Origin of the sequence: Roseospira goensis, assembly GCF_014197795.1 — a bacterium.
GTDB classification, from domain to species: Bacteria; Pseudomonadota; Alphaproteobacteria; order Rhodospirillales; family Rhodospirillaceae; genus Rhodospira; species Rhodospira goensis.
The window spans coordinates 139,315-160,157 of the sequence record NZ_JACIGI010000005.1; the positions used below are offsets into that span (position 1 = coordinate 139,315).

The window sequence follows — 20,843 nt, forward strand, 5'->3', positions numbered from 1 at the left end:
TCTCCCGAGCGACCGCCCGGAGTTGAGTGCATGATCCGAATCCCCCGGCGCCACCTGGCCGCGATCGAAGCGGTGCTGGACGTCGCGTATCACGGCGGTTCGGTGCCGGTCCGCGGGGCGGAGATCGCGGAGCGTCTGGGCCTGCCGCGGCGCTACCTGGAACAGAGCCTGCAAGCGTTGGCCAGGGCCGGGATCCTGCTGGCCCAGCGCGGCCCGCGGGGCGGCTACCGACTGGCGCGGGAGCGCCGCCGCATTTCCGTGGGGGAGATCGTCCGGGCGCTGGAGTCCGACGACGGCGGCGAGACGCCGGCCAACGGCGAGCCGGCGGCGGCGGCGTCGGCCTCGGCCCTGGGACAGGCGGTGATCGCGCCGATGGCGGAGGCGGCGGAGCGCGCGCTCCAGACCCACCTGGAGACCCTGACGATCGAGGACCTGTGCCGCGAAGGGCGGGCGCAGGGGGTGCGCGGCGCCCGCGACGAGGCCATCGACTTTACGATCTAGCGCCGATCCACGCTGCGGGATCAGGAGGCGCGGCGGTGCGCGCTCAGGCGGTCCATGGCGCCGGTCCAGGAGGCGCTGTCCAGGATCATCAGGCAGGCATCCAGGCGGGCGCCCAGGTGGTGGCGGGCGACGTCGTCGGCCGGGTCGACGCGCCCGGCGTGCATGGGCTCCATGTGCTCCAGCAGCCGCCGATAGGCCGCCACCAGCCGGAACACCCGCACCCGGTCCCGCGCGACGGGGGCTTCGGTGCCGAAATAGGCGTCCAGCAGCGCCCCGACCTGATCGGCATTCAGGTTGGCGCGGTCGGCCAGCCGCGCCAGATCGTGGTGCGGGTCGCCCATGGCCGAGGCCCGCCAGTCCAGGAACACCACCCGCGTCCCGGTGTCGAAGCAGGCTTCGGGGGCCAGCGCGTTGACGCAGGGCACCGGGGCCGTCGGCACGCTGGCGAGGACGTCACGGCACTGCCCGATGATGTCGTGCACCATGTTGAGCTTGCGCAGGGGCAGGTCCAGGGCGCTGTCGCGCTGCCATGGGCGCGCCGGGTCCATGCCCGCGAAGGGATCGTCGGCGCCCTCGAACGCCAGACCGCTGGCGTGCAGCAGGCGCGCCGATCGCCCGACGCGCGCCAGCAGCGCCGGGTCGATCACCGTGATGGCGGTGGCGGGCGCGCCCGCCCACAGGGGGTAGACCCACAGGCCGTCGCGGCGGTCGAACTGGATCGTCGCCGGCGTCACCCCCAGCGGACCGGCCAGCGCCAGGTTGCGGCCCTCGGCGGCGGGGCGCCAGGGACCGGAAGGCGGCTGGGTCTCGTCGTCGCGGCTGTCGTCGTCGATCGGCAGGCGCACCACCAGGGCCTCGTCGGTGCCCTCCCACTCGACGATGCAGTACACCGGGCCGCCGGCCTCGTCGTGCAGCGGGGTGACGAGCACGTCCTCGGGGTCGAGCCCGCGCAGGGCGCCCACCCGCTCGCACAGATACACGGTCAGGGCGTCGGGGGTCGTCGTCACGGTGTGCCTCCGGCCGCCCGGGCGGCGTCGCGATAGTGCGTCACGGCGGCGGCGGCCCGGGCCACCGGGCGCGACCAGTCCCGCGGCACGGTCTGGCGCGCCAGGCGCAGGCTCGGATACCAGGGTGTCCGCGTGCCGGACAGACCCCAGCGCCAGTCGGCCGCGAACGGCAGCAGCAGCAGGCCGGGCACCGCCAGGCTGCCGGTCAGGTGCGCCACCAGCGCGTCGGCGCTGACCACCATGTCGCAGGCCGTGATCTGCGCCGCCAGCCCGTCGAGGTCGGTGGCGGCGTCGATCTCGGGGTCGATCACCGCGTCGAGGGTCCGTTCGGCGCGCAGGCGCTCCAGCTTGGCGCGGGCGGAGCCGGGCTGGAGGGCGACGAAGCGCACCCCCTCGAGGGCGAACAGCGGGTCCAGCGCCGACAGCGGCACCCGCCGCTCGCGCCGTCGGCGGGACCCCAGCGGCGACCAGCACAGCCCGACCAGCAGCGCCTCGCCGTCCGCCAGGTAGCGCTCGCGCAGCGCTGCCGCGCGCCCCTCGTCGGCGGCGATGGTGGGGCGCCCGGTCACGCCGGCGGCGGGTTCCGGGGCCACCAGCCGGGGCAGGCTGCCGAACGGCACCTGGGCCACCACGTCCGGGGCGTGCACGGCCTCCGCCGGCGGGTCGGCGACCGGCACCACCGTGACGTCGGGCATGCCGCGCGCCAGCAGCGGCACCAGGCGCGGGTCGGCCTCGATCACCAGCGGTCCGTTGGCGAGGCGTGCCGCGGCCGGGGCCAGCCGCAGGAACATCAGCTCCTCGACCACCCCCTGCATCTCGTGCCAGATGAGCAGGCGGCGGCCGTCCAGCGGCTCGCCCTCCCAGGGGCGTTGACCGAACGAGTCGGGCGGCCGGTCGGTCTTCAGCACCCGCCACTCGTACTCCTCCCAGCCGTCGGTCCAGTCGCCGCGCTTCAGCAGGGCCAGCGCCAGGGCCAGGTGGGCGTCGGGGCTGTCCGGGTCGCTGTCGAGCACGCGACCATGATGCTCGATGGCGGGATCAAGCTGGTTGCGGCTCTCCAGCACGCGCGCGATCAGCGACCGGCACCAGGTCTGCGCCGGGTCGCGCAACAGGGCGGCATGGCAGGCGGCCATCGCCTCGTCGGGACGCTGGGCCTGCTCCAGAATCTGTGCCAGGTCACGGTAGGGTGCCGCCGCCGCCGGGTCCGCGGCGACCGCCCGGGCGCATACGCCGGCGGCCTCGTCCAGGCGTCCGAGTTGGTGCAGCAGTCCCGCATGGACCAGCAGCAGCGGCACATGGCGGGTGCGGCCCAGGCTCGCCTCGGTCCGCTCCACCAGCGCCAACGCGGCCTCCGCGTCGCCGCCGGCCTGCAGCGACAGCGCTCGTTCGCGGGTGACCTCGGGATCGTCCGGGCGGTGTTCGGCCAGCCGCTCCAGCAGGCCGGTGGCGGTGCCCGGATCGCCAAGGCGGCGCAGGGCGTCGGCCGCCCCCAGCGCCAGCGCGGCCAGATCGTCGTCCAGCGGACTGGGGGCCGCCACCGCCAGCGCCCCGGCGCGCTGGTAGAGCTGGCGCGCGGCCTCGCGGTGTCCGGCCTCGCTGGCCTCGTGGGCCTGATCCATGAGCGCGCGCGGGCCGTCCGGGCCGGCCTCGACCAGCAGCCCGTGTTCCGCATCGGCGGTGTGATCCGGTCCGGTTTCGGCGCCGGTCTGCGGCACCTGGGCGCGGACCTCTAGGATGTCGGCATCGGCCGGAAACAGGGCGGCGAGGCGGGTCAGCAGGCGGTCGGCTCCGGCCTCGTCGCCGGCCTCGTGCAACGCCGCGGCCATCTCCGTGACCGGGCCGCGCGCGACCCCGGACGGCAGCCCCAGCATCCATGGGTCCGCCGTCGATGGCGTCAGGGTGACCAGCGCGGCGACGGCGTGGCGCCAGGCGACCAGGGCGCCGGCGCGGTCGTTCAGCCCCTCCAGCGCGCAGGCCAGCCCGACGCAGGCCCCGACGGCGTTCGGGACGCGCGCCAGCGCATAGCGAAAGTGGGCCTCGGCGGTGCCCGGTGAACCGTCGGCGAGGCAGGCGCCGCCCAGGGCCACGCTGAGGGCGACATCGTCGTCGCCGAGATCGTCGCGGGCCGCCTCCAGCCAGTCGCGACCGTCGGCGGCGTCGCCCTGGCGCAGCGCGGCCAGACCGATCATGCGCATGAGGTTGCCCCGGTTGCGGGGCAGGGGTTCCGTTTCGAGGGCGTCGGCGAGGGCGCGCACGCCGCTATCGTCACCCGCGGCGAACAGGCGGCGCGCCTGGGTCACCGCGTGCACGGTCTGGGTGCCCGCCGGGTCGGTGGGCGGTTCGGCCGTGCCGGCGTCGGGGTAGGGATCGGGATGGGGATCGGGATCGCGGGCGGGCGGTCCGGCGGCCACCGGGCGGTCGTCGGCGAGGACCGCGCCCTCCGCCGCGCCGTCGTCCGTGGGGTTCACTGACCGCCTGTCCGCCATCGACACCGTTCCTTGTTCCTTCTTGCTGTCCCCGGCCTGCCTTGCCGGGGGCGGCGGTCCGCGTCCGCTACTCCGCCGGCACGACGCGGAAGGTGTCGTGACAGGCGCGGCACATGCCGGTGACCCCCTGAACCGCCTCGATCACCGTGGCATAGTCGGCCGGTCCCGGATCGGCGGGCACGGCGCGGGCGACGACGGCGAGCTCGGCGCCCGCTTGGTGGAACAGGCGCCCCATGGACCGGAAGTCCTCCGGCATGTAGCGGCCGAACCCACGGCCGCCACCCTGTCCCATCCCGGGTCCTAGGCCCTGGGCCTGGCCGGGACCGACGCCGGCCTCGCGCATGGCCCGCTTCATGTCCACGATGGCCTGGTCGCTCAGGCCCTGATCGGCCAGGGACTCCCACATGACATGGCCGAAATCGAGCCGCAGGTCGGCGATCGTCGCCGCCGCCTCGAAGTCGCCGTCGGCCAGCGCCATCATGATGTCGTCGAGGGTGCGCATGTGACCGCGCATTTCGGCCAGGAAGGCGACCGCGACCGTCGGCGGCAGGGTGACCACGCGGCGCGGGTCGCTGGTGTCACTCGTTTCGCTGGTGTCGGCGGTGCCGGTGGTTTGCGCGGCGCCGGCGGTCGGCGGCGCTCCGGCCGCGGCCGCCAGGCTCAGCGCGGCGGCGACCGCCAGCGGCCGGACGCGCCGCGCCACCGTCCGCATGTGTGCGCGGGGGGCCCCGCTGAGTCCGTTCTTATGGTTCATGACTCCATCCAACGACCGATGACGACAGCACCCTATTTCCCTGCAAATCAGGGAAGCATCTGCATGGCCCTGTCAAGAGTTCAGACCGAATTGCCGACAAAACGACGTGCTGTTGCAAGGGCTATTGTTCACGCGACGGTCTGACCGTACCCTCGTCACAGGCTCCGCCGCGGCCCGCACCGTCGGAGCGTCGCTGCCGGCCGCCCCGGGAACGGTTGCATGCCCACGATCGCGCATTACGAGGTCTATACGCTTGAAGACAGCGGCTGGGTCCTGCACACGCGGTACGTCAGCACCGAGAAGGCCAAGGCGCTGGACGAGGCCAAGGCCCTCGACGTCTACCTGAACCGGCCCGCCAAGGTCCTGCGCGAGACCTACGACACCGACACCAACCGCTACGCCGGCCAGACCGTGTTCCTGAGCCAGAAGGCCGCGGCCCTGCGGCGCCAGGGCCGGGAGCGGTGGCCCGCGTCCCATCGGCGCCCCGGTGGGGCGGCGGCCGGGGGAGCACCGGCCGGCGGGCTGCGACCGCACGCCCGCATGCCGCCGGGGCTCGACGCCTTCGGCGAGGACCTGGAGGACGAGGACGACGGCGGTGGCCGGGGCTTTCTGGCGCCGACGCACGCCAAATCCACCAGCGATCTGCTGGCCCGCGTGATCTTCGTGATCGTGGCCGGCCTGGTCATCGCCACCTCCGGCACCGCGTTGATACCGGTCGTCATCAACCTGCTGCGCGGCTTCGGGCTGGAGGTCTCCGGGGCGGCCCTGTCCGAGACCCTGTTCGCGGTCTTCATGGTGCTGTTCCTGGCCAGCGGGTTCCTGCTCACCCTGCGTCTGGTGCCGCTGCACGGGGTGCGCGACGACCGGCGCCGCCGCAAGCGCCCGCGGCCGCGCCCGCAGGGGAGCGCGCGCCGGGAGGAGGCCGCGTCCGCCGCCGGCTCGGCGCAGGTTGCGCCGGAGGACGCCGCCGCGCCGGGGGGCGGGCCGGCCCAGGCGGCGGAGGCGGCGGCGCGCGCGGCCGAGGCCGAACGCGAGGCGGAGCGGATACGGCAGGACAAAGAAAAGGAAAAGGAGCGCGAGCGCGAGCGCGAGCGCGAGAAAGAAAAGAAGGCGAAGGAAAAGGAGCGCAAGAAGAAAAAAGGCGAGGAGGCGGACGCGGACGCCGAGGGCGATCCGGACGCCGCGGGCGAGGCGGCGTCCGAGTCGGAGGACGGGCCGGCCGACGTGCCCGAAGAGGTCCTGAGCCCCGGCTTCGTCTCCGGCCGCGCCATCGTGATGACCTTTCTCGGCGGCTACGTCAGCGCGCTGAAGGCCATCCGCCCCCGCCTCGACACCTACAACCGGTTCGGCATCAACCTCTACCTAGCCGGCGTGTGCCAGGTCCTGGCGCAGGAGGTCGGGCTGACCCGGGCGGAGTTCGAGCGGCTGTTGCGCGAGACCGTCGAGATCATGGGCACCCGCCCGGCCCAGGCGGCCTCGTTCGTCGAGCGCCTCGGCAACTACCTGGGCGAGGACCGCTACAACCAAATGGTGCAGTCGGGCCGGGAGGCGATGACCCTGGATCGCCGCGGTGCCGGTGAGCCGTTCGCCAACCTCGGCATGGTGATCGAGGACTGGAACACCCCGAAGACCCAGACGGTCAGCGGCAGCACCATCGCCATCGTGTTCACCGACATGGTGGGCTCGACCGACCTGACCAGCGAGCACGGCGACGTGAAGGCCCAGCAGATCCTCCGCGCCCACAATTCGGCCGTGCGCTCGGCGCTGGCGCGGTTCGGCGGGCGCGAGATCAAGCACACCGGCGACGGGATCATGGCGACCTTCGATCACGTTCCGGATGCCGTCTGGGGCATGATCGACGTGCTCAAGGCCGTGCGCGCCCACAACCAGACCCAGCCCGAGATCCCGCTGCGCATCCGCATCGGCATCAATGCCGGCGAGCCGATCAGCGCGGAGAACGACTACTACGGCCTCGCCGTCACCATCGCGGCGCGGATCTGTGCCAAGGCCGACATGAACCAGATCTACGTCTCGCAGGTGGTGCGCGACCTGTGCGAGGGCACCGAGCTGCGCTTCGCCGACCGTGGGGCCGAACCGCTGAAGGGCATCAAGCAGGCCCAGCACCTCCACGAGGCGCTGTGGGACGGCGCGCCGTCCCTAAAGGAGGACACGGGGCAGGAGGACACGGGCGACGGCGCGACCACCCCCGACGCGGGCGCGGCGGCGGAAGAGGGGGGGACTGCCGCCCCGGAGGGCGGCACCGGGGAGCCGGACCGGGCGGCGACCGGCGACCCGGACGGGTCCGGCGGGTCCTGGGACGGGCCGGCGCCGGTGGACCCCGAAGCCGAGGGCTGGGTGGAGGCCGCGCCGGCGCGCCCGCCGTCCGGCGCTGCGGCGCCCGACGGCCTCCCGGACCTGTCCGCGGGCTGGGGGCGGCCTGCGGTGCGGGAAAACCGCCGCTGATCCAAGCAGTCCGACGGGCGCGATCGCCTCTTGCGCGCCGCCGTCGCCGCGCCCATATCGGCGTCGTCCGGTTGCCCGACTGGGGACCGGACCTTGCTCCCGAGGGATCGCGCGGCCTGGCCGGCGGTGCCCGAGGACGGAGCCGGAAGGGAACATACCGATGGATACCGGGCGTGATCCCGTTGATGCGCCCGGCTGAGACCAAGTCGCTTCCGAAGGAGGACTGTCGCCATGCGTACCTTTGACCTGACCCCCCTGCATCGCTTCGCCATCGGCTTCGACAACGTCAGCCGCCTGCTCGACACCGCCAGCCGCCTCGATGATCAGGCCACTGCCTATCCGCCGTACAACATCGAGAAGGTGTCCGACGACGACTACCGCATCACCATGGCGGTCGCCGGCTTCACGCCCGAGGAGCTCGATGTCACCGTGCATGACAGCACGCTGGTGATCTCCGGCCGTCAGGCGCGCGACGAGGAGCAGGCCCGCTTCCTGCATCGCGGCATCGCCACCCGGGCGTTCGAGCGCAAGTTTGAGCTGGCCGATCACATCAAGGTGCGCGGCGCCGCCATCGAGAACGGCCTGCTGCACGTGAATCTCGAACGCGAGGTGCCGGAAGAGAAGAAGCCGCGCAAGATCGCGATCACCGGTGCCAACGGCGGCGGGACCGCCACGCTGGAGCACCGCGACACCCGTGAGGAGGCCGCCGCGTAGGCGTCCGGCCGAACACGACGATCGCCACGATCCCAGACCCCGAAGGCCCCGCGCCCGGTTCACGCCGGGCGCGGGGTCGCGCGTGTCGGGGGGCCGGATGGCGCCGTGCCGGGATGGTCACTCCGGCACCGCCACCGCCAGCCCCCGCTTGTCCAGGAAGGCCCGGATCACCGGGGTCGGCACCATCACGCCGCGCGGATGCGGGCCGCCCGCCGCGAACCCGATGGAGATGCCGGCGACGCGCGGGGCGCCGCCCTCTTCGGCGCCGACCAGGATCGGGCCGCCCGACGAGCCCTTGGGGCCGTCGCAGTCGTGGCGCCACAGTGCGTCGGTGCGCAGTCCCAGCATGAAGCAGGCGTCGTCGATGGCCAGCAGGTGCGGCCGGTCCTGGCTGTAGCCGGCCAGCAGCACGCGGGCGTGCACGGCGATCGGTGTCGGGTCCGCCGGTGGCGCCGTGAGCGGAAGGGGGCGGATGTCCAGCGCCTCGGTCAGCCGCAGCAGCGCGAAGTCGCCGCGCGGACCGTCCGCGACCGGGCGGTGGATGGCGGCGATGCGGCCGTGGGCGTCGTAGTCGCCGAACCGGTAGGCGGCGACGAAGTGCAGGCTCTCCGGCGGAAGCTGGCCGACGCGTCCGCTCTCCAGGCAGTGCCCGGCGGTCAGCACCAGATCGGGCGCGATGAGCGTGCCGGTGCAGAAGCCGCCGGTGTTGCGGTTGACCCGGCCGATGGCGCGCCACGGCCAGGGATAATCCGCGCCGGCCTGGGGGCCGCCGGCGATGACCGGGCGGCGGTCGTCCGGTCCCTGGATGCCGGGCAGCTCGGCGGCCCGCGCCGGGGCGGCCCCGCTCCAGACCCAGGCCCAGACCCAGACCGTGAGTGCCGCCAGCAGCGCGGCGACCGCCCGGGCCCAAGCCCTAGACCGACAGGTCGGCATCGGTCCAGGCTCCGCGGGCCACGAAATGCGGGTTGAGGAAGCCCGGCCTGCGGCCGTCGTAGGTCAGCGGGGCGCCCTCGGCCGTCTCCACGTGCCCGCCGGCGGCCAGCAGCACGGCGTGGGCGGCCGCGGTGTCCCAGGCGCAGGTGGGGGCGAGGCGCGGGTACAGGTCGGCCGCGCCCTCGGCCACGCGGCAGAACTTCAGCGAACTGCCGGCGCTGGTGCGCGCGGCCACGGGGTAGCGGGCCAGGAAGGCGTCCATGGCGCCGCCGTCCCCGTGCGACCGGCTGGCCAGCACGACCAGACCGGCCGGATCCGGCCGGCGGCAGTGGATCGGCCGTGCCGCATCGGCCGTCAGCAGGCGGGCGGTGCCGGGGCCGTGGCCGACGTAGAGCCGGTCCAGGGCCGGGGCCAGCACGAGGCCGAGCACCGGCGCATGGTCCTCCACCAGGCCGATGTTCACCGTGAACTCGCCGTTGCGTTTGATGAACTCCTTGGTGCCGTCGAGCGGATCGACGAGCCAGAACGGCCCGTCATCGACCGCCGGGACATGGCCGGCGGCGACCCGTTCCTCGGCCACCACCGGCACGTCGGGCGTCAGGCGGTCGAGGGCGTCCAGGATGACGGCCTCGGCGCGGCCGTCGGCCTCGGTCACCGGCGAGTCGTCGTCCTTGGTCCGCACCGAGAAATCGCTGTCGTAGACCGTCATGACCGCGGCGCCGGCGGCGCGGATCACCGGGACCAGGGCCTCGGCCAGGCGGGCGCGGGCCTCCGGGGTGTCGAAGCGGTGGGTCACGCCGCGGCCTCCCCGCGTGCGGTGCGGATCGCCTGCCACACCCGCAGCGGCGTGGCCGGCATGTCCAGGTGGTCGATGCCCAGCGGCGCCAGCGCGTCCACCACCGCGTTGATGACCGCCGGGGTGGCGCCGATGGTGCCGGCCTCGCCCGCCCCCTTCACGCCCAGCGGGTTGGTGCGGCAGGGGGTGTCCTCGACCGCCTCGAAGGCGATGTCCGGGATGTCGCGGGCGCGCGGCAGTTGATAGTCCTGCAGGGTGCCGGTGACGAGCTGACCGCTGTCGGGGTCGTAGACCACCTGCTCCGTCAGCGCCTGGGCGATGCCCTGCACGGCGCCGCCGATGATCTGGCCTTCCAGCAGGAGCGGGTTCAGCACCACGCCCACGTCGTCGACGATGCAGTAGCGGTCCACCCGCACCGTGCCGGTGTCCGGGTCGATCTCCACTTCGCAGACGTGGCAGCCGTTGGGATAGGTGGCCTCCGGTGGCGCCCAGGCGTGGCGAGCGCGCAGGCCCGGCCGGTCCATGGCGGCGGGCAGGCTGGCCGGATCGTGCGCGGCCCGCGCCACCTCGTCCCAGTGCAGCACCCGGTTGGTGCCAGGGCGGCGGAACAGGCCGGTGTCGGGGTCGTGCTCGATGGACTCGGGATCGTCGGCCTCCAGCACATGGGCGGCCACGGCCTTGGCGAGCGCGATCAGGTCGTCGCTGGCGGCGGCCAGCGAGGCCCCGCCCACGGGCAGCGAGCGCGAGCCGCCGGTGCCCTTGCCGGTGGGGATCACATCGGTGTCGCCCTGGCGCACCCGGATGGTCTCCAGCGGCACGCCGAGGGCGTCGGCGACCATCTGGCCGTAGGCGGTCTCGTGGCCCTGGCCGGTGGACTGGGTGCCGATCAGCACGGTCACGGTGCCGTCGTCGGCGACCTCCAGGGCGGCGGTCTCGTCGCCCCCGCCGCCGCAGGCCTCGACGTAGTAGCTCAGCCCGATGCCGCGCAGCAGTCCGCGCGCGGCGGCAGCGGCGCGGCGGTCCTCGAACCCGGCCCAGTCGGCGCGCTTCAGGGCACGGTCGAGGATGGCGCTGAAATGGCCCGAGTCGTAGGTGCGCCCCAGCGCCGTCTTGTAGGGCAGGGTGTCGGGCGGGATCATGTTGCGCCGCCGGATGTCGTCGCGCGCCAGGCCGGTTTCGCGCGCCGCCACGTCGATCAGGCGGTCGAGCATGTAGGCCGCCTCCGGCCGGCCGGCGCCGCGGTAGGCGTCGACGGGGGTGCTGGTGGTCATCACGCCGCGCGTGCGCATGGTGGCGGCGCCGATCGTATAGACACCCACGATCATGGCGGCGCCGGCCTGGGTGGGGATGAAGGCCCCCATCTGGGAGCAGTAGGCGCCCAGGTTGGCGCGCACGTCGACCCGGAGGGCGAGGAAGCGGCCCTCGGCGTCCAGCGCCAGCGCGGCGTGGGTAAGGTGGTCGCGGCCGTGCAGGTCACTGGCGAAGCCCTCGGTGCGGTCGGCGATCCACTTCACCGGGCGGCCGAGCGCGTGGGCGGCGAACAACACCAGGGCATGTTCGTTCATCAGGAACAGGCGCATGCCGAAGCCGCCGCCCACGTCCGGGCTGACGACGTGGAACCGCTCCTCGGGCAGCTTGAAGACGTGCTTCGCCAGCCAGCCGCGCAGGGTGTGCGAGCCCTGGCTGCCGGTGACCAGCTCATAGCGCTCGGTGGCGGTGTCGTAGTGACCGAGGGCGCCGCGCGGCTCCATCGGGGTGGGGGCGACACGGCTGTTGACCAGATCCAGGCGCACCACGCGGGCGGCGCGGGCGAAGGCCGCGGCCGTCGCCTCGGCATCGCCGGTCTCCCAGTCGAACAGGACGTTGCCGGGGGCCTCGTCGGGGTGCAGCGCGGGGGCGCCTTCGGCCAGGGCGGTGGCGATGTCGGGGGCGGCGGGCAACGGGTCGATGTCGACCATCACCGCCTCGGCGGCGTCGCGGGCCTGGTCCAGGGTCTCGGCGACGACGAAGGCCACCGGCTCGCCGACGAAGCGGACCCGGTCGCGCGCCAGGATGGGGCGGTCGGGTGCCGTCATGCGGGTGCCGTCGCGGCTCTTGACCGCCATGGCGACGGGCAGGCCGCCCAGGCCGGCGGCGTCCAGGTCGGCGGCGGTGAAGACCCCCAGCACGCCCGGCATCTCCCGGGCGGCGTCGGTGTCCAGCGCGGCGATCGTGCCGTGGGCATGCGGCGAGCGCACGACCGCGCCCCAGGCCATGCCGGGCAGGGCGATGTCGTCGGTATAGCGGCCGGTGCCGGTGAGGAAGCGCCGGTCCTCGACGCGCCGGATGCCCTGTCCCTTGCCGAAGCGTCCCATGGGGGTCTCCCGATCGGTGTGCGCGTCTGGTCCGCGCGACCGGGGTCAGCGAAGCGCGGCGCGGTCGTCGGGTCAAGGGGGCAGTGCGCCGGTGTCCGGGCTGGTGCGGCCCGGGGGAGAGCCGCACCAAGAAAAAGGGGGCCGTCCGCGCGATGCGAACGGCCCCCATCGACCAGCGTCGGTCGATCAGGCGATCAAGAGGTTGCCGGAGGGATCAGTGCGCGTCCTTCCAGATCTCCCGCTTGTAGGCGTACAGCAGGGCCGTGAAGACGACCAGGAACACCAGGACATACCGGCCCAGGGTCTTGCGGTCTTCCAGCTCCGGCTCGGCGGCCCACTGGAGGAACGCCGAGACGTCCTTGGCCATCTGCTGCGGCGTCGCCGGTGTGCCGTCGGAGTACTCCAGGATGCCCTCGAAGAGCTGCTGCGGCATCGAGATGGCATAGCCCGGGAAGTAGCTGTTGAACGACTTGCCCGGCGCCAGTTCGAAGTTGGGATCCGCCTCCAGGACCCACTCCGGCACCGAGTCCTCGTAGCCCAGCAGCAGGCTGTAGACGTAGTCGGCGCCGCCGTCGCGGGCCCGCGTCATGACCGACAGGTTCGGCGGCACCACACCACCGTTGGCCAGCATGGCGATGGCGTCGTTCTCGTAGGGCTCAATGATCGGGTCGAGCGGCTCGGCGGGACGCATGAACATCTCGCCCCACTCGTCCGGGCCGTCCTCGGTCTCGAAGCTGGCCGCGATCTCCTTGACCTCGTCCTCGGAGTACCCGATCTGCTCGAGGTTCCGGTAGTACATGTAGTCAAGCGCGTGGCAGGACTTGCAGACGTTGGTGTAGACCTCCCAGCCGCGCTGGAGCTGGGCTTCGTCGTAGGTCCCGAACACGCCCTCGAAGGTCCAGTTCTGCGTCTTCAGCGGCGGATGCTCACCGCCAGCGGCCTGGGCGGTCGGCGCCGCCAGCGCCAGGCCGGCGGCAAAGGCGGCCGCGGTCGCGACTCCGGTCAGGGTCTTCATGCTGCGGCCTCCTTCTCGTGACCGGCGGTGACGGCGGCGCTGATGCTCTCGGGGACCGGCAGCGGTTTCTCGAACCAGCCCAGCAGAGGCAGGATCACCAGGAAGTGGACGAAATAGTATCCGGTGGCCCACTGACCCATGGTGACGTAGATGCCCTCCGCCGGCATGGCGCCGAGGTAGGTCAGGAAGATGAAGTCAGCCACGAGGATCCAGAAGAACCACTTGAAGACCGGACGGAAGCGCCCACTTCGCACCTTGGAGGTATCCAGCAGCGGCAGGATGAACCAGATCGCGATCGAGGCGAACATCAGCACCACGCCGCCGAGCTTGTCGGGGATGGCGCGCAGGATGGCGTAGAACGGCAGGAAGTACCACTCGGGCACGATGTGCGCGGGCGTAACCATCGGGTCGGCCTGCACGTAGTTGATCGCATGGTTGAAGTAGTTCGGGTAGAAGAACACGAAGAAGGCCAGGACGAGCAGGGCGACGCCCAGACCGAAGGCATCCTTCATCGTGTAGTACGGATGGAACGGCAGCGTGTCGGCCGGCTTCTTCACTTCCACGCCCAGCGGGTTGTTCGACTTGGTCGTGTGCAGTGCCCACAGGTGCAGGAACACCAGCGCGAAGATGACGAACGGCAGCAGGTAGTGCAGCGAGAAGAAGCGCTTCAGCGTCGCGTTGTCGACCGAGAAGCCACCCCACAGCCAGATCGCCAGGTCCTCGCCGACCCACGGCACCGCCGTCACCAGGCTGGTGATCACCGTCGCGGCCCAGAACGACATCTGGCCCCACGGCAGCACGTAGCCGAGGAACGCGGTGGCCACCATGACCAGATAGATCAGGACGCCGATGCCCCAGAGCAACTCGCGTGGTGCCTTGTACGAGCCGTAGTACATGCCACGAAAGATGTGGATGTAGACGACCAGGAAGAACAGGGAGACCGTGTTCATGTGAATGAACCGGACCAGCCAACCGTAGTTGACCTCGCGCATGATGCGTTCGATGGACGCGAACGCCATGTCCTCATGCGGCGTGTAGTACATGGCCAAAAAAATGCCGCTGAGAATCAGGATCACCAGCGTGATGCCCGCGAGCGAGCCGAAGTTCCACCAGTAATTCAGATTGCGCGGCGTGGGGTAGACGATCAATTCCCTGTGCATCATGGAGAAGATCGGCAGCCGGCGATCCACCCACTTGATGGTCCGATTGCTCCAGACAGGGTTCGGTGTGCTGCTCATGAACCAATCACTCCTCACCGATCCGGATGGTGGTGTCATCCAGGAAGGCGTACTGCGGGACGGGCAGGTTCAGCGGCGCCGGACCCTTGCGGATGCGGCCCGCGGTGTCGTAGTGCGAGCCGTGGCAGACGCAGAACCAACCGTCGTAGTCCCCCTTCGGGTCGCTGGGCTTCTGGCCCTTGGGCACGCAGCCCAGGTGCGTACAGATGCCGATCTGCACCAGCCATTCCGGCTTGATGACGCGCTCGTCATCGGTCTGGGGGTCCCGCAGGGTGGCGACGTCCACGGCGCGGGCCTTCTCGATGTCCTGTTCGGTCCGGTGCCGGACGAACACCGGTTTGCCGCGCCAGACGACGGTGATGGACTGGCCGACGTCCACGGGAGACAGGTCAACCTCCACGGTGGCCAGGGCCATCACGTCCTTGGCCGGGTTCATGCTGTCGATGAAAGGCCACAGAGCCAGCGCGGTGCCGACCGCGCCCATCGCACCTGTGGCATACAGCAGGAAGTCGCGACGGCTGGAGCCCTCGCCGTTACCAGCCGGATGAGCCGCTTGAGACATGATGAAGCAACCTCTTCATTGCGTTTGCGGAGCGCAAAAAAAGACGACTCACGCTCCCTCCCCCTCGGATCGGCGTGCGTCGGGGAAAACTCAGTCGTGACAACCCGTCCGAGCCGGCACCACGCAAAGGGTGAGCCGACAGCAACAAACCCAGGACGGATTGGGTCCACCGTTCTTGCCCCACGAATGACCCGGCGAACGGGGGCACACGCGGCCCATGGGCAGCGGCGGTTCCCGGGGTGTATAATCGAAATCCATAGCCATGAAAAGGATAAAAAATACCGGCCCTTACCCATAACCCTTTCGCCGTCCAGGCTTTTTCGCGATGCGCGTCGCCCTGTACCAGCCCGACATGCCCCAGAATGCGGCCGCCGTCATGCGCCTCGCGGCCTGTCTCGGGGTGCCGCTGGACATCATCGAGCCCTGCGGATTCTTGTGGGACGACAAGCGTTTGCGCAGGGTGGGACTGGACTATTGGGGCGCTGCAACCATTCGTCGTCATTCTGCGTGGGATGCCTTCCGCGCCGCCCCCGGCGTGGCCGGGGCGCGGGTCGTGCTGCTGACCACCCAGGGCGCGGTGTCGCACCTGGCCTTTGCGTTTCGGGCCGATGACGTGGTGATGCTGGGGCGCGAGAGCGCGGGCGTGCCGGAAACCGTGCACGCCGCCGTCGACGCCCGGTTGACGATCCCCATGGCGCCCGGGGCGCGCTCGCTCAACGTGGCGGCGGCGGCCGCGGTGGTGCTGGGCGAGGCGCTGCGGCAGACCGATGGCTTCCCGGCGCCCCCGGCCGACGGCTAAACCAGCCGGCCCGCCTCCACGCGCAGCGGGCGAAAGCCGGCGGCGACGGTCCGGATGGGCGGCGCCGCGGTGGCCGAGCGGCCCCACCAGGCGCTCCAGGCCTCCCAGCCCAGCACCGCCTGGGTCACCATGTCGTGCAGCTCGGGCGCCGGCCGGCCGGCTTGCCACCGCGCCATCGCCCGGCGCCAGTGCGGGCTGGCGCGCAACAGGCCGTGCAGGTCCAGGAACGGCACCCCGAGGCGCCGCGCGATGCCGCGATAGGCGCCGGCCAGGGCCTCGCTGCGCTCCGCCGGATACACCAGACCGTCGGGCCGACCGATGATGCGCGGCAGGCAGGCGAGGGGCGGCGGCCCGATCCACAGGGTGGGCGCCCACGCGGTGGCGGCGGCGATGATCTGCTCCGCCTGATCCAGCGCGTCGGGCAGGGCGACGCGGATGCCGTCGCCGCCGAAGTCGGCCATGTCGTCGAGGCCGAACGCGAACACCAGCCCGGCCCGCGCGCGGTGCGCGGCCAGCGCGGACGCGAGCCGGCCGACCGCCTCGTGCTGCCAGCGCCGCCCGATGGCCCGGGTCGTATCCTTGGCGATGCCCAGATTGAACCCTTCGGCGGGGTGCCCGCGCCGGGTCTCGGCCGCGATCACGCGGGCCGGCCAGGCGTCCTCGGCCGGCATGTCCCAGCCCCGCACCATGCTGTCGCCCACGAAGCAGACCGTGCGCATGGCTGTCCCACCCTCCACAACGCGCCGCGCGCCCCAAGTCCCTGAGCCCCAAGTCCCTGAGCCCCGAGTCCCTGAGCCCCAAGTCCCCGAGCCCCGAGCCGACGCACGCCAAGCCGACCACCCGCCCGCGCGCCTATTGTCCGAGCTTGCGGGTCGGACGACAAGCGGAAACGGTGGCGCGGGGCCCGCGCCGGCGCCCGGGCGGTGACTCAGGTGGGGCCTCGGTCAGGGCCTGGGTCAGGGCTGCGGTTAGGGGCGGCGCCGGGCGGCGGTCGGCAACTGGTCGAGGCGGGCCAGCAGGGCCGCCTTGTCGGGCCGGAACGCCTCCGCCAGCCACCAGTCCCGCAGCGCCGCCAGGGCGTCGCCCAGGGCCGGGCCGCGCGGCACGCCGGCGCGGATCAGGTCGTGCCCGGTCAGGGGGAACGGCGGCGGCGCGAAGGCGGCGGCGCCGTCGAGCTGCGCCAGCCAGCCCTGGGTCCGGCGCGAATCGATGTGGCCGCTGACGGCGCGTTCGGTCGCCCAGGCCACCAGGCAGAGGTCGCGGAACAGGTCCGGTCCCAGCCGGTCCAGAAGCCGGCGCCGGTCCGGGCCGGACAGGTCGCAGCGGGGGCGGTCGTCCGCGGGGGTGGCGACGATGTCCCCCAGGCGGCGGCCCTCCGCCCGCGACAGCCGCAGCCGCTCGGCCACCGCCGCCGCGCCGGCGGCGTCGGTGGTCAGCACGGCGGCCAGCCGGCGCAGCGCATCCGGCGCGACCCCGGGGGAGACCACGCCGCGCGTCTCCAGGAAGGCCAGCACGCGCAGCACGTCGATGCGGCCGGCCTCCGGCAGCACCCGATCGAGCACGTGGGCGCCGCGCATCAGCAGCAGCGCGCCGGCCGGATCGGGCGCCCGCAGGGTTTTCAGCAGTTCGGTGCGCACCCGCTCGCCCGAAAGGCCGTCGACGGTGTGGGCCAGGGCCTGGCAGGCGGCGAAGGCGTCGGCGTCGGGCGCGGTCTGGCCGTAGTGGGCGTGGAACCGGAAGAAGCGCAGGATGCGCAGGGCGTCCTCGCGGATGCGCTCGCTGGAGCGCCCGACGAAGCGGACGTGGCCCTGGGCCAGGTCGGTGATGCCGTCGAAGTAGTCGTAGACGGCGCCGTCCGGGGTGGCCGACAGGGCGTTGATGGTGAAGTCGCGCCGGGCCGCGTCGGCCATCCAGTCGTCGGTGAACGCGACCTCGGCGTGGCGGCCGTCGCAGGTCACGTCGCGCCGCAGGGTGGTGACCTCGAACGGGGTGTGGTCGACCACCGCGAGCACCGTGCCGTGGGCCAGGCCGCGCGCCCAGGGCACCGTCTGGATGCCGGCGCGCTCCAGCAGGGCCAGCACCGTCTCGGGCCGGTCCGGGGTGCCGATGTCCACGTCCTGCACCGGGCGCCGCAGCAGGCCGTCGCGCACACAGCCGCCGACGAAACGCACCGCCGTGCCGTCCGCCTGTAACGCCGCCAGCAGGGTGCGCACCGGCGGCGTGTGCAGCCACGGGTCGGGCGAGAGCTGCCCGACCGGCGGCCGCGCCTGAAAGTGGCTCCAGTCCCGCGCCATGCCATCCCTTCGCCGTCGTGGCCCCGGCCCCCCCGGCCGGGTCACGCGGGCGCTACGGCTGCTCGGCCGGCGCCGTCGGGTCACCCGCGCCGCGCGGCCGCATCTCGCCCGGGATGATCCTACCATCCTCGAAGCGCGGCGGAACGTATTCCATGTCGGGATCGCCCATCGGCTGGAAGAAGTACATCGCCATGGTGACCGCCACGGCCAGCAGCGCGCCGGTCAGGACCAGGGTCAGCCAGGGCACGTCGTCGCCCAGGCGGCGCACCACCGACACCCCCGCGCCGCCATCGGCGGGGGCACTGCCGGGCGCCGCCCGCCCGCGCAGGAACAGCCAGGCGATGTAGAGCAGACTGGGGGTCAGCAGCGGCAGGATGACGGTCAGGAACACGCGCATCGTGGAATCGCCTCGTCGGGAGTCTGGCCGCGGGTCAGGCCGGGGTCTGCGGGACGGCGCCCGGGTTACCGTCCAGCACCGCGTGAAGGTTGATGAGGATCCCGGCCGTCGCTCCCCAGATATAGTAATCCCCGTAGGGAATGGCGAAGTACGGCCGGTATTTTCCGTCCTTTTCGCGCACCCCGTGCTGATGGTTGGCCTCGTCCATCAGGAAGGCCAGCGGCACCTCGAACAGGCTGTCGACCTCCGCCGGGTCCGGCCGCAGCGTCACCGGCGGCGTCACCACGCCCACGAACGGCGCGACCCGGAAGCCGGTGACGGTGATGTAGTCGTCGAGCCGGCCGACGACCTCCACCCGCGCCGGGTCGAGCGCGGTTTCCTCCGCGGCCTCGCGCAGCGCGGCCGCCTGCGGCGAGGCATCCTGGGCCTCGACCCGTCCTCCCGGGAACGAGATCTGGCCCGGATGGTGCGGCAGGTAGTGGGCGCGCCGGGTCAGCAGCACGGTGGGGGCGCCGGGATGGTCGAGGATCGGCACCAGCACGGCGGCGGGCCGGTGCGGGGCCGGCGGGCGGTCGGCCAGGAACAGGCGCGCCGCCTCGCCGCCCAGCAGCCGGGCGATCGCCATGTCCGAGCCCTGACCGCGGCCGCGGCCGGCCGTCAGCCGGCGCGCCAGCGCGGCCCGGTCTAATCCTCGTCCGGATCCAGCGTGCCCAGGCTGAAGAAGCGGTTCCTGCTCCATACCCCGAATCGTCTCTCCCCGCCGCGCTCCTCCTCGACCCCGCGCGACACCAGGTCATAGTACACCGACCGGGTCAGGCGGGCATCGAGCCCGTCCCGCACCGTCACATACGGCAGCGGCTCGCCGGTGCGCCCGTCGGTCTCGATGCGCAGCGGATGGGCCTCGTCCACGGTCACGACCTCGTCGCAGTTGGTGCGGAAGCTGAGGCACTGGTCCGCCCCGCAACTGTGCACGAACATCTCGACCGCCAGGAAGGGGACATCGGCGACCTCGACCCGGCCGACCTCGGCCGGCGTGACCATCCAGTAGGTGCCGTCGTCGGCCCGGTGCAGGACCGACGCGAACAGGCACATCATCTCCTTCCGGCCGATCGGCGAGCCCTGGTAATGCCAGACACCGTCCCGATCTATGGAGAGGCCCAGGTCGCCGCAGACGTGCCGCGGGCGGCCGCCCGCCCCGGGGGTCTCCAGCGCCGCCAGGTGCGGCAGGGCGCCCTCCGGGTCTTCCTGTGGCCGGGGGTGGGTCTGGGATCCGCCGGTCCGGGACCCGGGGAGCGGCCCGGTCCGCGCCGTGGCGCGGGGATCCGGACCGGTGTCTCGGGCGTCCAGTGCCATCAAAAGTCCTCGTCGTCGTGCATGGGAGGGAGAGCCGTGAGCGCAGCCACCGAGACCGAAGCGCCGATGACCGCGTCCGCCGACCCCGTCGCCGAGCGGGTGCTGGTCGAAGACGTAGAACGGCTGGGGGGTCAAATCAAGGCGGCCCGGGAGGCCATCGGCCGCGTCATCTTCGGCCAGCAGGACGTCATCGACGGCACCCTGGTGACCCTGCTCGCCGGTGGTCACTGCCTGCTGATCGGCGTGCCGGGCCTGGCCAAGACCCGGCTGGTGCAGACCCTGGGGGTGGTCCTGGGGCTCGACGCCAAGCGGGTCCAGTTCACCCCCGACCTGATGCCGGCCGACATTCTCGGCTCCGAGGTGCTGGAGCAGGACGAGAGCGGCCGGCGCGGCTTCCGCTTCATCCCGGGACCGGTGTTCTGCCAGCTTCTGATGGCCGACGAGATCAACCGCGCCAGCCCGCGCACCCAGTCCGCGCTGTTGCAGTCGATGCAGGAGCACAAGGTCTCGGTCGCCGGGCACTATCACGACCTGCCCAGCCCGTTCCACGTGCTGGCGACGCAGAACCCGATCGAGCAGGAGGGCACCTACCCGCTGCCCGAAGCCCAGCTCGACCGCTTCCTGATGCAGGTGGACATCGGCTATCCCGACCGCGCGGCCGAGCGCGCCATGCTGGCGACCACGACCACCGACCGGCCGGTGGAGCCCGCGCCGGTGCTGGGCGACGGTGACCTGCTGGCGGCGCAACGGCTGGTGCGCCGGGTGCCGACCGGCGAGAGCGTGGTGGAGGCGATCCTCACCCTGGTGCGCAACGGCCGGCCCGAGACCACCGCGCTGCCCGAGGTCAAGGCCCACGTGGCCTGGGGGCCGGGGCCGCGCGCCAGCCAGGCGCTGGCGCTGGCGGCGCGGGCGCGGGCGATCCTGGACGGGCGTCTGGCGCCGTCGGTGGACGACGTCATCGCGCTGGCGCGGCCGGTGCTGATCCACCGCATGGCGCCCACCTTCACGGCCCGGGCCGACGGCGTCGCCCTGGGCGACATCATCGACCGCCTGGTCGCCACGGTGGGATGACCGGGCTCGGACCGGGTTCGGACCGGGGGCGTATCGGCGCGCGTTTGCGTCCGGCCCGCCATCCGCTACCATGGGCGCCGGTCCGGGGGCGGGGGCCGGCGGACCG

Annotated in this window: 19 protein-coding genes; 5 read left to right on the forward strand and 14 right to left on the reverse strand. The window is 72.7% G+C overall.

Annotation, left to right across the window (positions count from 1 at the left end):
* The first annotated feature begins 30 nt into the window (after positions 1-30).
* A complete protein-coding gene (locus GGD88_RS04630) occupies positions 31-501 on the forward strand; it encodes an RrF2 family transcriptional regulator (protein WP_184432206.1) in 471 nt (156 codons plus the stop codon).
* Between the two features lie 20 nt (positions 502-521).
* Here the strand turns inward: GGD88_RS04630 and GGD88_RS04635 are convergent, their stop codons facing one another.
* From GGD88_RS04635 to GGD88_RS04645, 3 genes are all read right to left on the reverse strand, one after another.
* The gene (locus tag GGD88_RS04635) at positions 522-1,508 is read right to left on the reverse strand and encodes a phosphotransferase family protein (RefSeq protein WP_184432208.1); all 987 of its coding nucleotides are present in this window, start codon (positions 1,506-1,508) and stop codon (positions 522-524) included.
* On the reverse strand, positions 1,505-3,976 hold the full coding sequence (locus GGD88_RS04640; RefSeq protein ID WP_184432210.1) for a tetratricopeptide repeat protein: 2,472 nt from the start codon (positions 3,974-3,976) through the stop codon (positions 1,505-1,507). Before GGD88_RS04640 ends, GGD88_RS04635 begins: the two co-directional genes overlap by 4 nt.
* Positions 3,977-4,061: 85 nt before the next feature.
* On the reverse strand, positions 4,062-4,748 hold the full coding sequence (locus GGD88_RS04645; RefSeq protein WP_184432212.1) for a cytochrome c: 687 nt from the start codon (positions 4,746-4,748) through the stop codon (positions 4,062-4,064).
* A gap of 219 nt (positions 4,749-4,967) precedes the next feature.
* On the opposite strand from GGD88_RS04645, the gene GGD88_RS04650 reads away from it, so the two are divergent.
* Both GGD88_RS04650 and GGD88_RS04655 read left to right on the forward strand, forming a co-directional pair.
* Positions 4,968-7,211, forward strand: coding sequence for an adenylate/guanylate cyclase domain-containing protein (locus GGD88_RS04650; protein ID WP_184432214.1), 2,244 nt, complete (start codon positions 4,968-4,970; stop codon positions 7,209-7,211).
* 231 nt (positions 7,212-7,442) lie between these two features.
* A complete protein-coding gene (locus GGD88_RS04655; protein WP_184432216.1) occupies positions 7,443-7,925 on the forward strand; it encodes an Hsp20 family protein in 483 nt (160 codons plus the stop codon).
* Positions 7,926-8,042: 117 nt separating this feature from the next.
* Here GGD88_RS04655 and GGD88_RS04660 read toward each other — a convergent pair whose 3' ends face one another.
* From GGD88_RS04660 to petA, 6 genes are all read right to left on the reverse strand, one after another.
* On the reverse strand, positions 8,043-8,858 hold the full coding sequence (locus GGD88_RS04660) for a trypsin-like serine peptidase (protein ID WP_184432218.1): 816 nt from the start codon (positions 8,856-8,858) through the stop codon (positions 8,043-8,045).
* Entirely contained in the window at positions 8,839-9,654 is an 816-nt protein-coding gene (gene cysQ / locus GGD88_RS04665; protein WP_184432220.1) for a 3'(2'),5'-bisphosphate nucleotidase CysQ, read from the reverse strand. Before cysQ ends, GGD88_RS04660 begins: the two co-directional genes overlap by 20 nt.
* Positions 9,651-12,008: a xanthine dehydrogenase family protein molybdopterin-binding subunit gene (locus GGD88_RS04670; RefSeq protein WP_184432222.1), complete on the reverse strand. Its 2,358-nt coding sequence runs from the start codon at positions 12,006-12,008 to the stop codon at positions 9,651-9,653. Before GGD88_RS04670 ends, cysQ begins: the two co-directional genes overlap by 4 nt.
* 214 nt (positions 12,009-12,222) lie before the next feature.
* Complete coding sequence (locus GGD88_RS04675) at positions 12,223-13,023, reverse strand: cytochrome c1 (RefSeq protein WP_184432224.1); 801 nt, start codon at positions 13,021-13,023, stop codon at positions 12,223-12,225.
* Positions 13,020-14,261 (reverse strand): cytochrome b, encoded by a 1,242-nt coding sequence (locus GGD88_RS04680; protein ID WP_184432226.1) that lies wholly within the window; start codon positions 14,259-14,261, stop codon positions 13,020-13,022. Before GGD88_RS04680 ends, GGD88_RS04675 begins: the two co-directional genes overlap by 4 nt.
* Positions 14,262-14,268: 7 nt before the next feature.
* Positions 14,269-14,823: a ubiquinol-cytochrome c reductase iron-sulfur subunit gene (petA, locus tag GGD88_RS04685; RefSeq protein ID WP_184432228.1), complete on the reverse strand. Its 555-nt coding sequence runs from the start codon at positions 14,821-14,823 to the stop codon at positions 14,269-14,271.
* A 325-nt stretch (positions 14,824-15,148) separates the two neighbouring features.
* On the opposite strand from petA, the gene GGD88_RS04690 reads away from it, so the two are divergent.
* Positions 15,149-15,622, forward strand: coding sequence for a tRNA (cytidine(34)-2'-O)-methyltransferase (locus tag GGD88_RS04690; protein WP_184432230.1), 474 nt, complete (start codon positions 15,149-15,151; stop codon positions 15,620-15,622).
* Here the strand turns inward: GGD88_RS04690 and GGD88_RS04695 are convergent.
* The 5 genes from GGD88_RS04695 to GGD88_RS04715 form a co-directional block, all read right to left on the reverse strand.
* Positions 15,619-16,341 carry a GDSL-type esterase/lipase family protein gene (locus GGD88_RS04695; RefSeq protein WP_184432232.1) on the reverse strand — a complete coding sequence of 241 codons (723 nt, stop codon included), beginning with the start codon at positions 16,339-16,341 and terminating at the stop codon, positions 15,619-15,621. The genes GGD88_RS04690 and GGD88_RS04695 overlap by 4 nt on opposite strands.
* Before the next feature lie 249 nt (positions 16,342-16,590).
* Entirely contained in the window at positions 16,591-17,916 is a 1,326-nt protein-coding gene (locus GGD88_RS04700) for a CCA tRNA nucleotidyltransferase (RefSeq protein WP_184432234.1), read from the reverse strand.
* Positions 17,917-17,968: 52 nt separating this feature from the next.
* Positions 17,969-18,313 carry a hypothetical protein gene (locus GGD88_RS04705; RefSeq protein ID WP_184432236.1) on the reverse strand — a complete coding sequence of 115 codons (345 nt, stop codon included), beginning with the start codon at positions 18,311-18,313 and terminating at the stop codon, positions 17,969-17,971.
* A gap of 34 nt (positions 18,314-18,347) precedes the next feature.
* A complete protein-coding gene (locus GGD88_RS04710; RefSeq protein WP_246423564.1) occupies positions 18,348-18,938 on the reverse strand; it encodes a CoA pyrophosphatase in 591 nt (196 codons plus the stop codon).
* Between the two features lie 59 nt (positions 18,939-18,997).
* Positions 18,998-19,666 (reverse strand): DUF1285 domain-containing protein, encoded by a 669-nt coding sequence (locus tag GGD88_RS04715; RefSeq protein ID WP_184432239.1) that lies wholly within the window; start codon positions 19,664-19,666, stop codon positions 18,998-19,000.
* A gap of 66 nt (positions 19,667-19,732) precedes the next feature.
* On the opposite strand from GGD88_RS04715, the gene GGD88_RS04720 reads away from it, so the two are divergent.
* Positions 19,733-20,737 (forward strand): AAA family ATPase, encoded by a 1,005-nt coding sequence (locus tag GGD88_RS04720; protein WP_184432339.1) that lies wholly within the window; start codon positions 19,733-19,735, stop codon positions 20,735-20,737.
* Positions 20,738-20,843 lie beyond the last annotated feature (106 nt).

Excerpts from the sequence above, each read along its gene's own strand:
- GGD88_RS04630 (WP_184432206.1), top strand. The coding sequence starts at position 31 with ATGATCCGAATCCCCCGGCGCCACCTGGCCGCGATCGAAGCGGTGCTG.
- GGD88_RS04645 (WP_184432212.1), bottom strand. The coding sequence starts at position 4,748 with ATGAACCATAAGAACGGACTCAGCGGGGCCCCCCGCGCACACATGCGG.
- GGD88_RS04650 (WP_184432214.1), top strand. The coding sequence starts at position 4,968 with ATGCCCACGATCGCGCATTACGAGGTCTATACGCTTGAAGACAGCGGC.
- GGD88_RS04655 (WP_184432216.1), top strand. The coding sequence starts at position 7,443 with ATGCGTACCTTTGACCTGACCCCCCTGCATCGCTTCGCCATCGGCTTC.
- GGD88_RS04660 (WP_184432218.1), bottom strand. The coding sequence starts at position 8,858 with ATGCCGACCTGTCGGTCTAGGGCTTGGGCCCGGGCGGTCGCCGCGCTG.
- GGD88_RS04670 (WP_184432222.1), bottom strand. The coding sequence starts at position 12,008 with ATGGGACGCTTCGGCAAGGGACAGGGCATCCGGCGCGTCGAGGACCGG.
- GGD88_RS04675 (WP_184432224.1), bottom strand. The coding sequence starts at position 13,023 with ATGAAGACCCTGACCGGAGTCGCGACCGCGGCCGCCTTTGCCGCCGGC.
- GGD88_RS04680 (WP_184432226.1), bottom strand. The coding sequence starts at position 14,261 with ATGAGCAGCACACCGAACCCTGTCTGGAGCAATCGGACCATCAAGTGG.
- petA (WP_184432228.1), bottom strand. The coding sequence starts at position 14,823 with ATGTCTCAAGCGGCTCATCCGGCTGGTAACGGCGAGGGCTCCAGCCGT.
- GGD88_RS04690 (WP_184432230.1), top strand. The coding sequence starts at position 15,149 with ATGCGCGTCGCCCTGTACCAGCCCGACATGCCCCAGAATGCGGCCGCC.
- GGD88_RS04695 (WP_184432232.1), bottom strand. The coding sequence starts at position 16,341 with ATGCGCACGGTCTGCTTCGTGGGCGACAGCATGGTGCGGGGCTGGGAC.
- GGD88_RS04700 (WP_184432234.1), bottom strand. The coding sequence starts at position 17,916 with ATGGCGCGGGACTGGAGCCACTTTCAGGCGCGGCCGCCGGTCGGGCAG.
- GGD88_RS04705 (WP_184432236.1), bottom strand. The coding sequence starts at position 18,313 with ATGCGCGTGTTCCTGACCGTCATCCTGCCGCTGCTGACCCCCAGTCTG.
- GGD88_RS04710 (WP_246423564.1), bottom strand. The coding sequence starts at position 18,938 with ATGGCGATCGCCCGGCTGCTGGGCGGCGAGGCGGCGCGCCTGTTCCTG.
- GGD88_RS04715 (WP_184432239.1), bottom strand. The coding sequence starts at position 19,666 with ATGGCACTGGACGCCCGAGACACCGGTCCGGATCCCCGCGCCACGGCG.
- GGD88_RS04720 (WP_184432339.1), top strand. The coding sequence starts at position 19,733 with ATGACCGCGTCCGCCGACCCCGTCGCCGAGCGGGTGCTGGTCGAAGAC.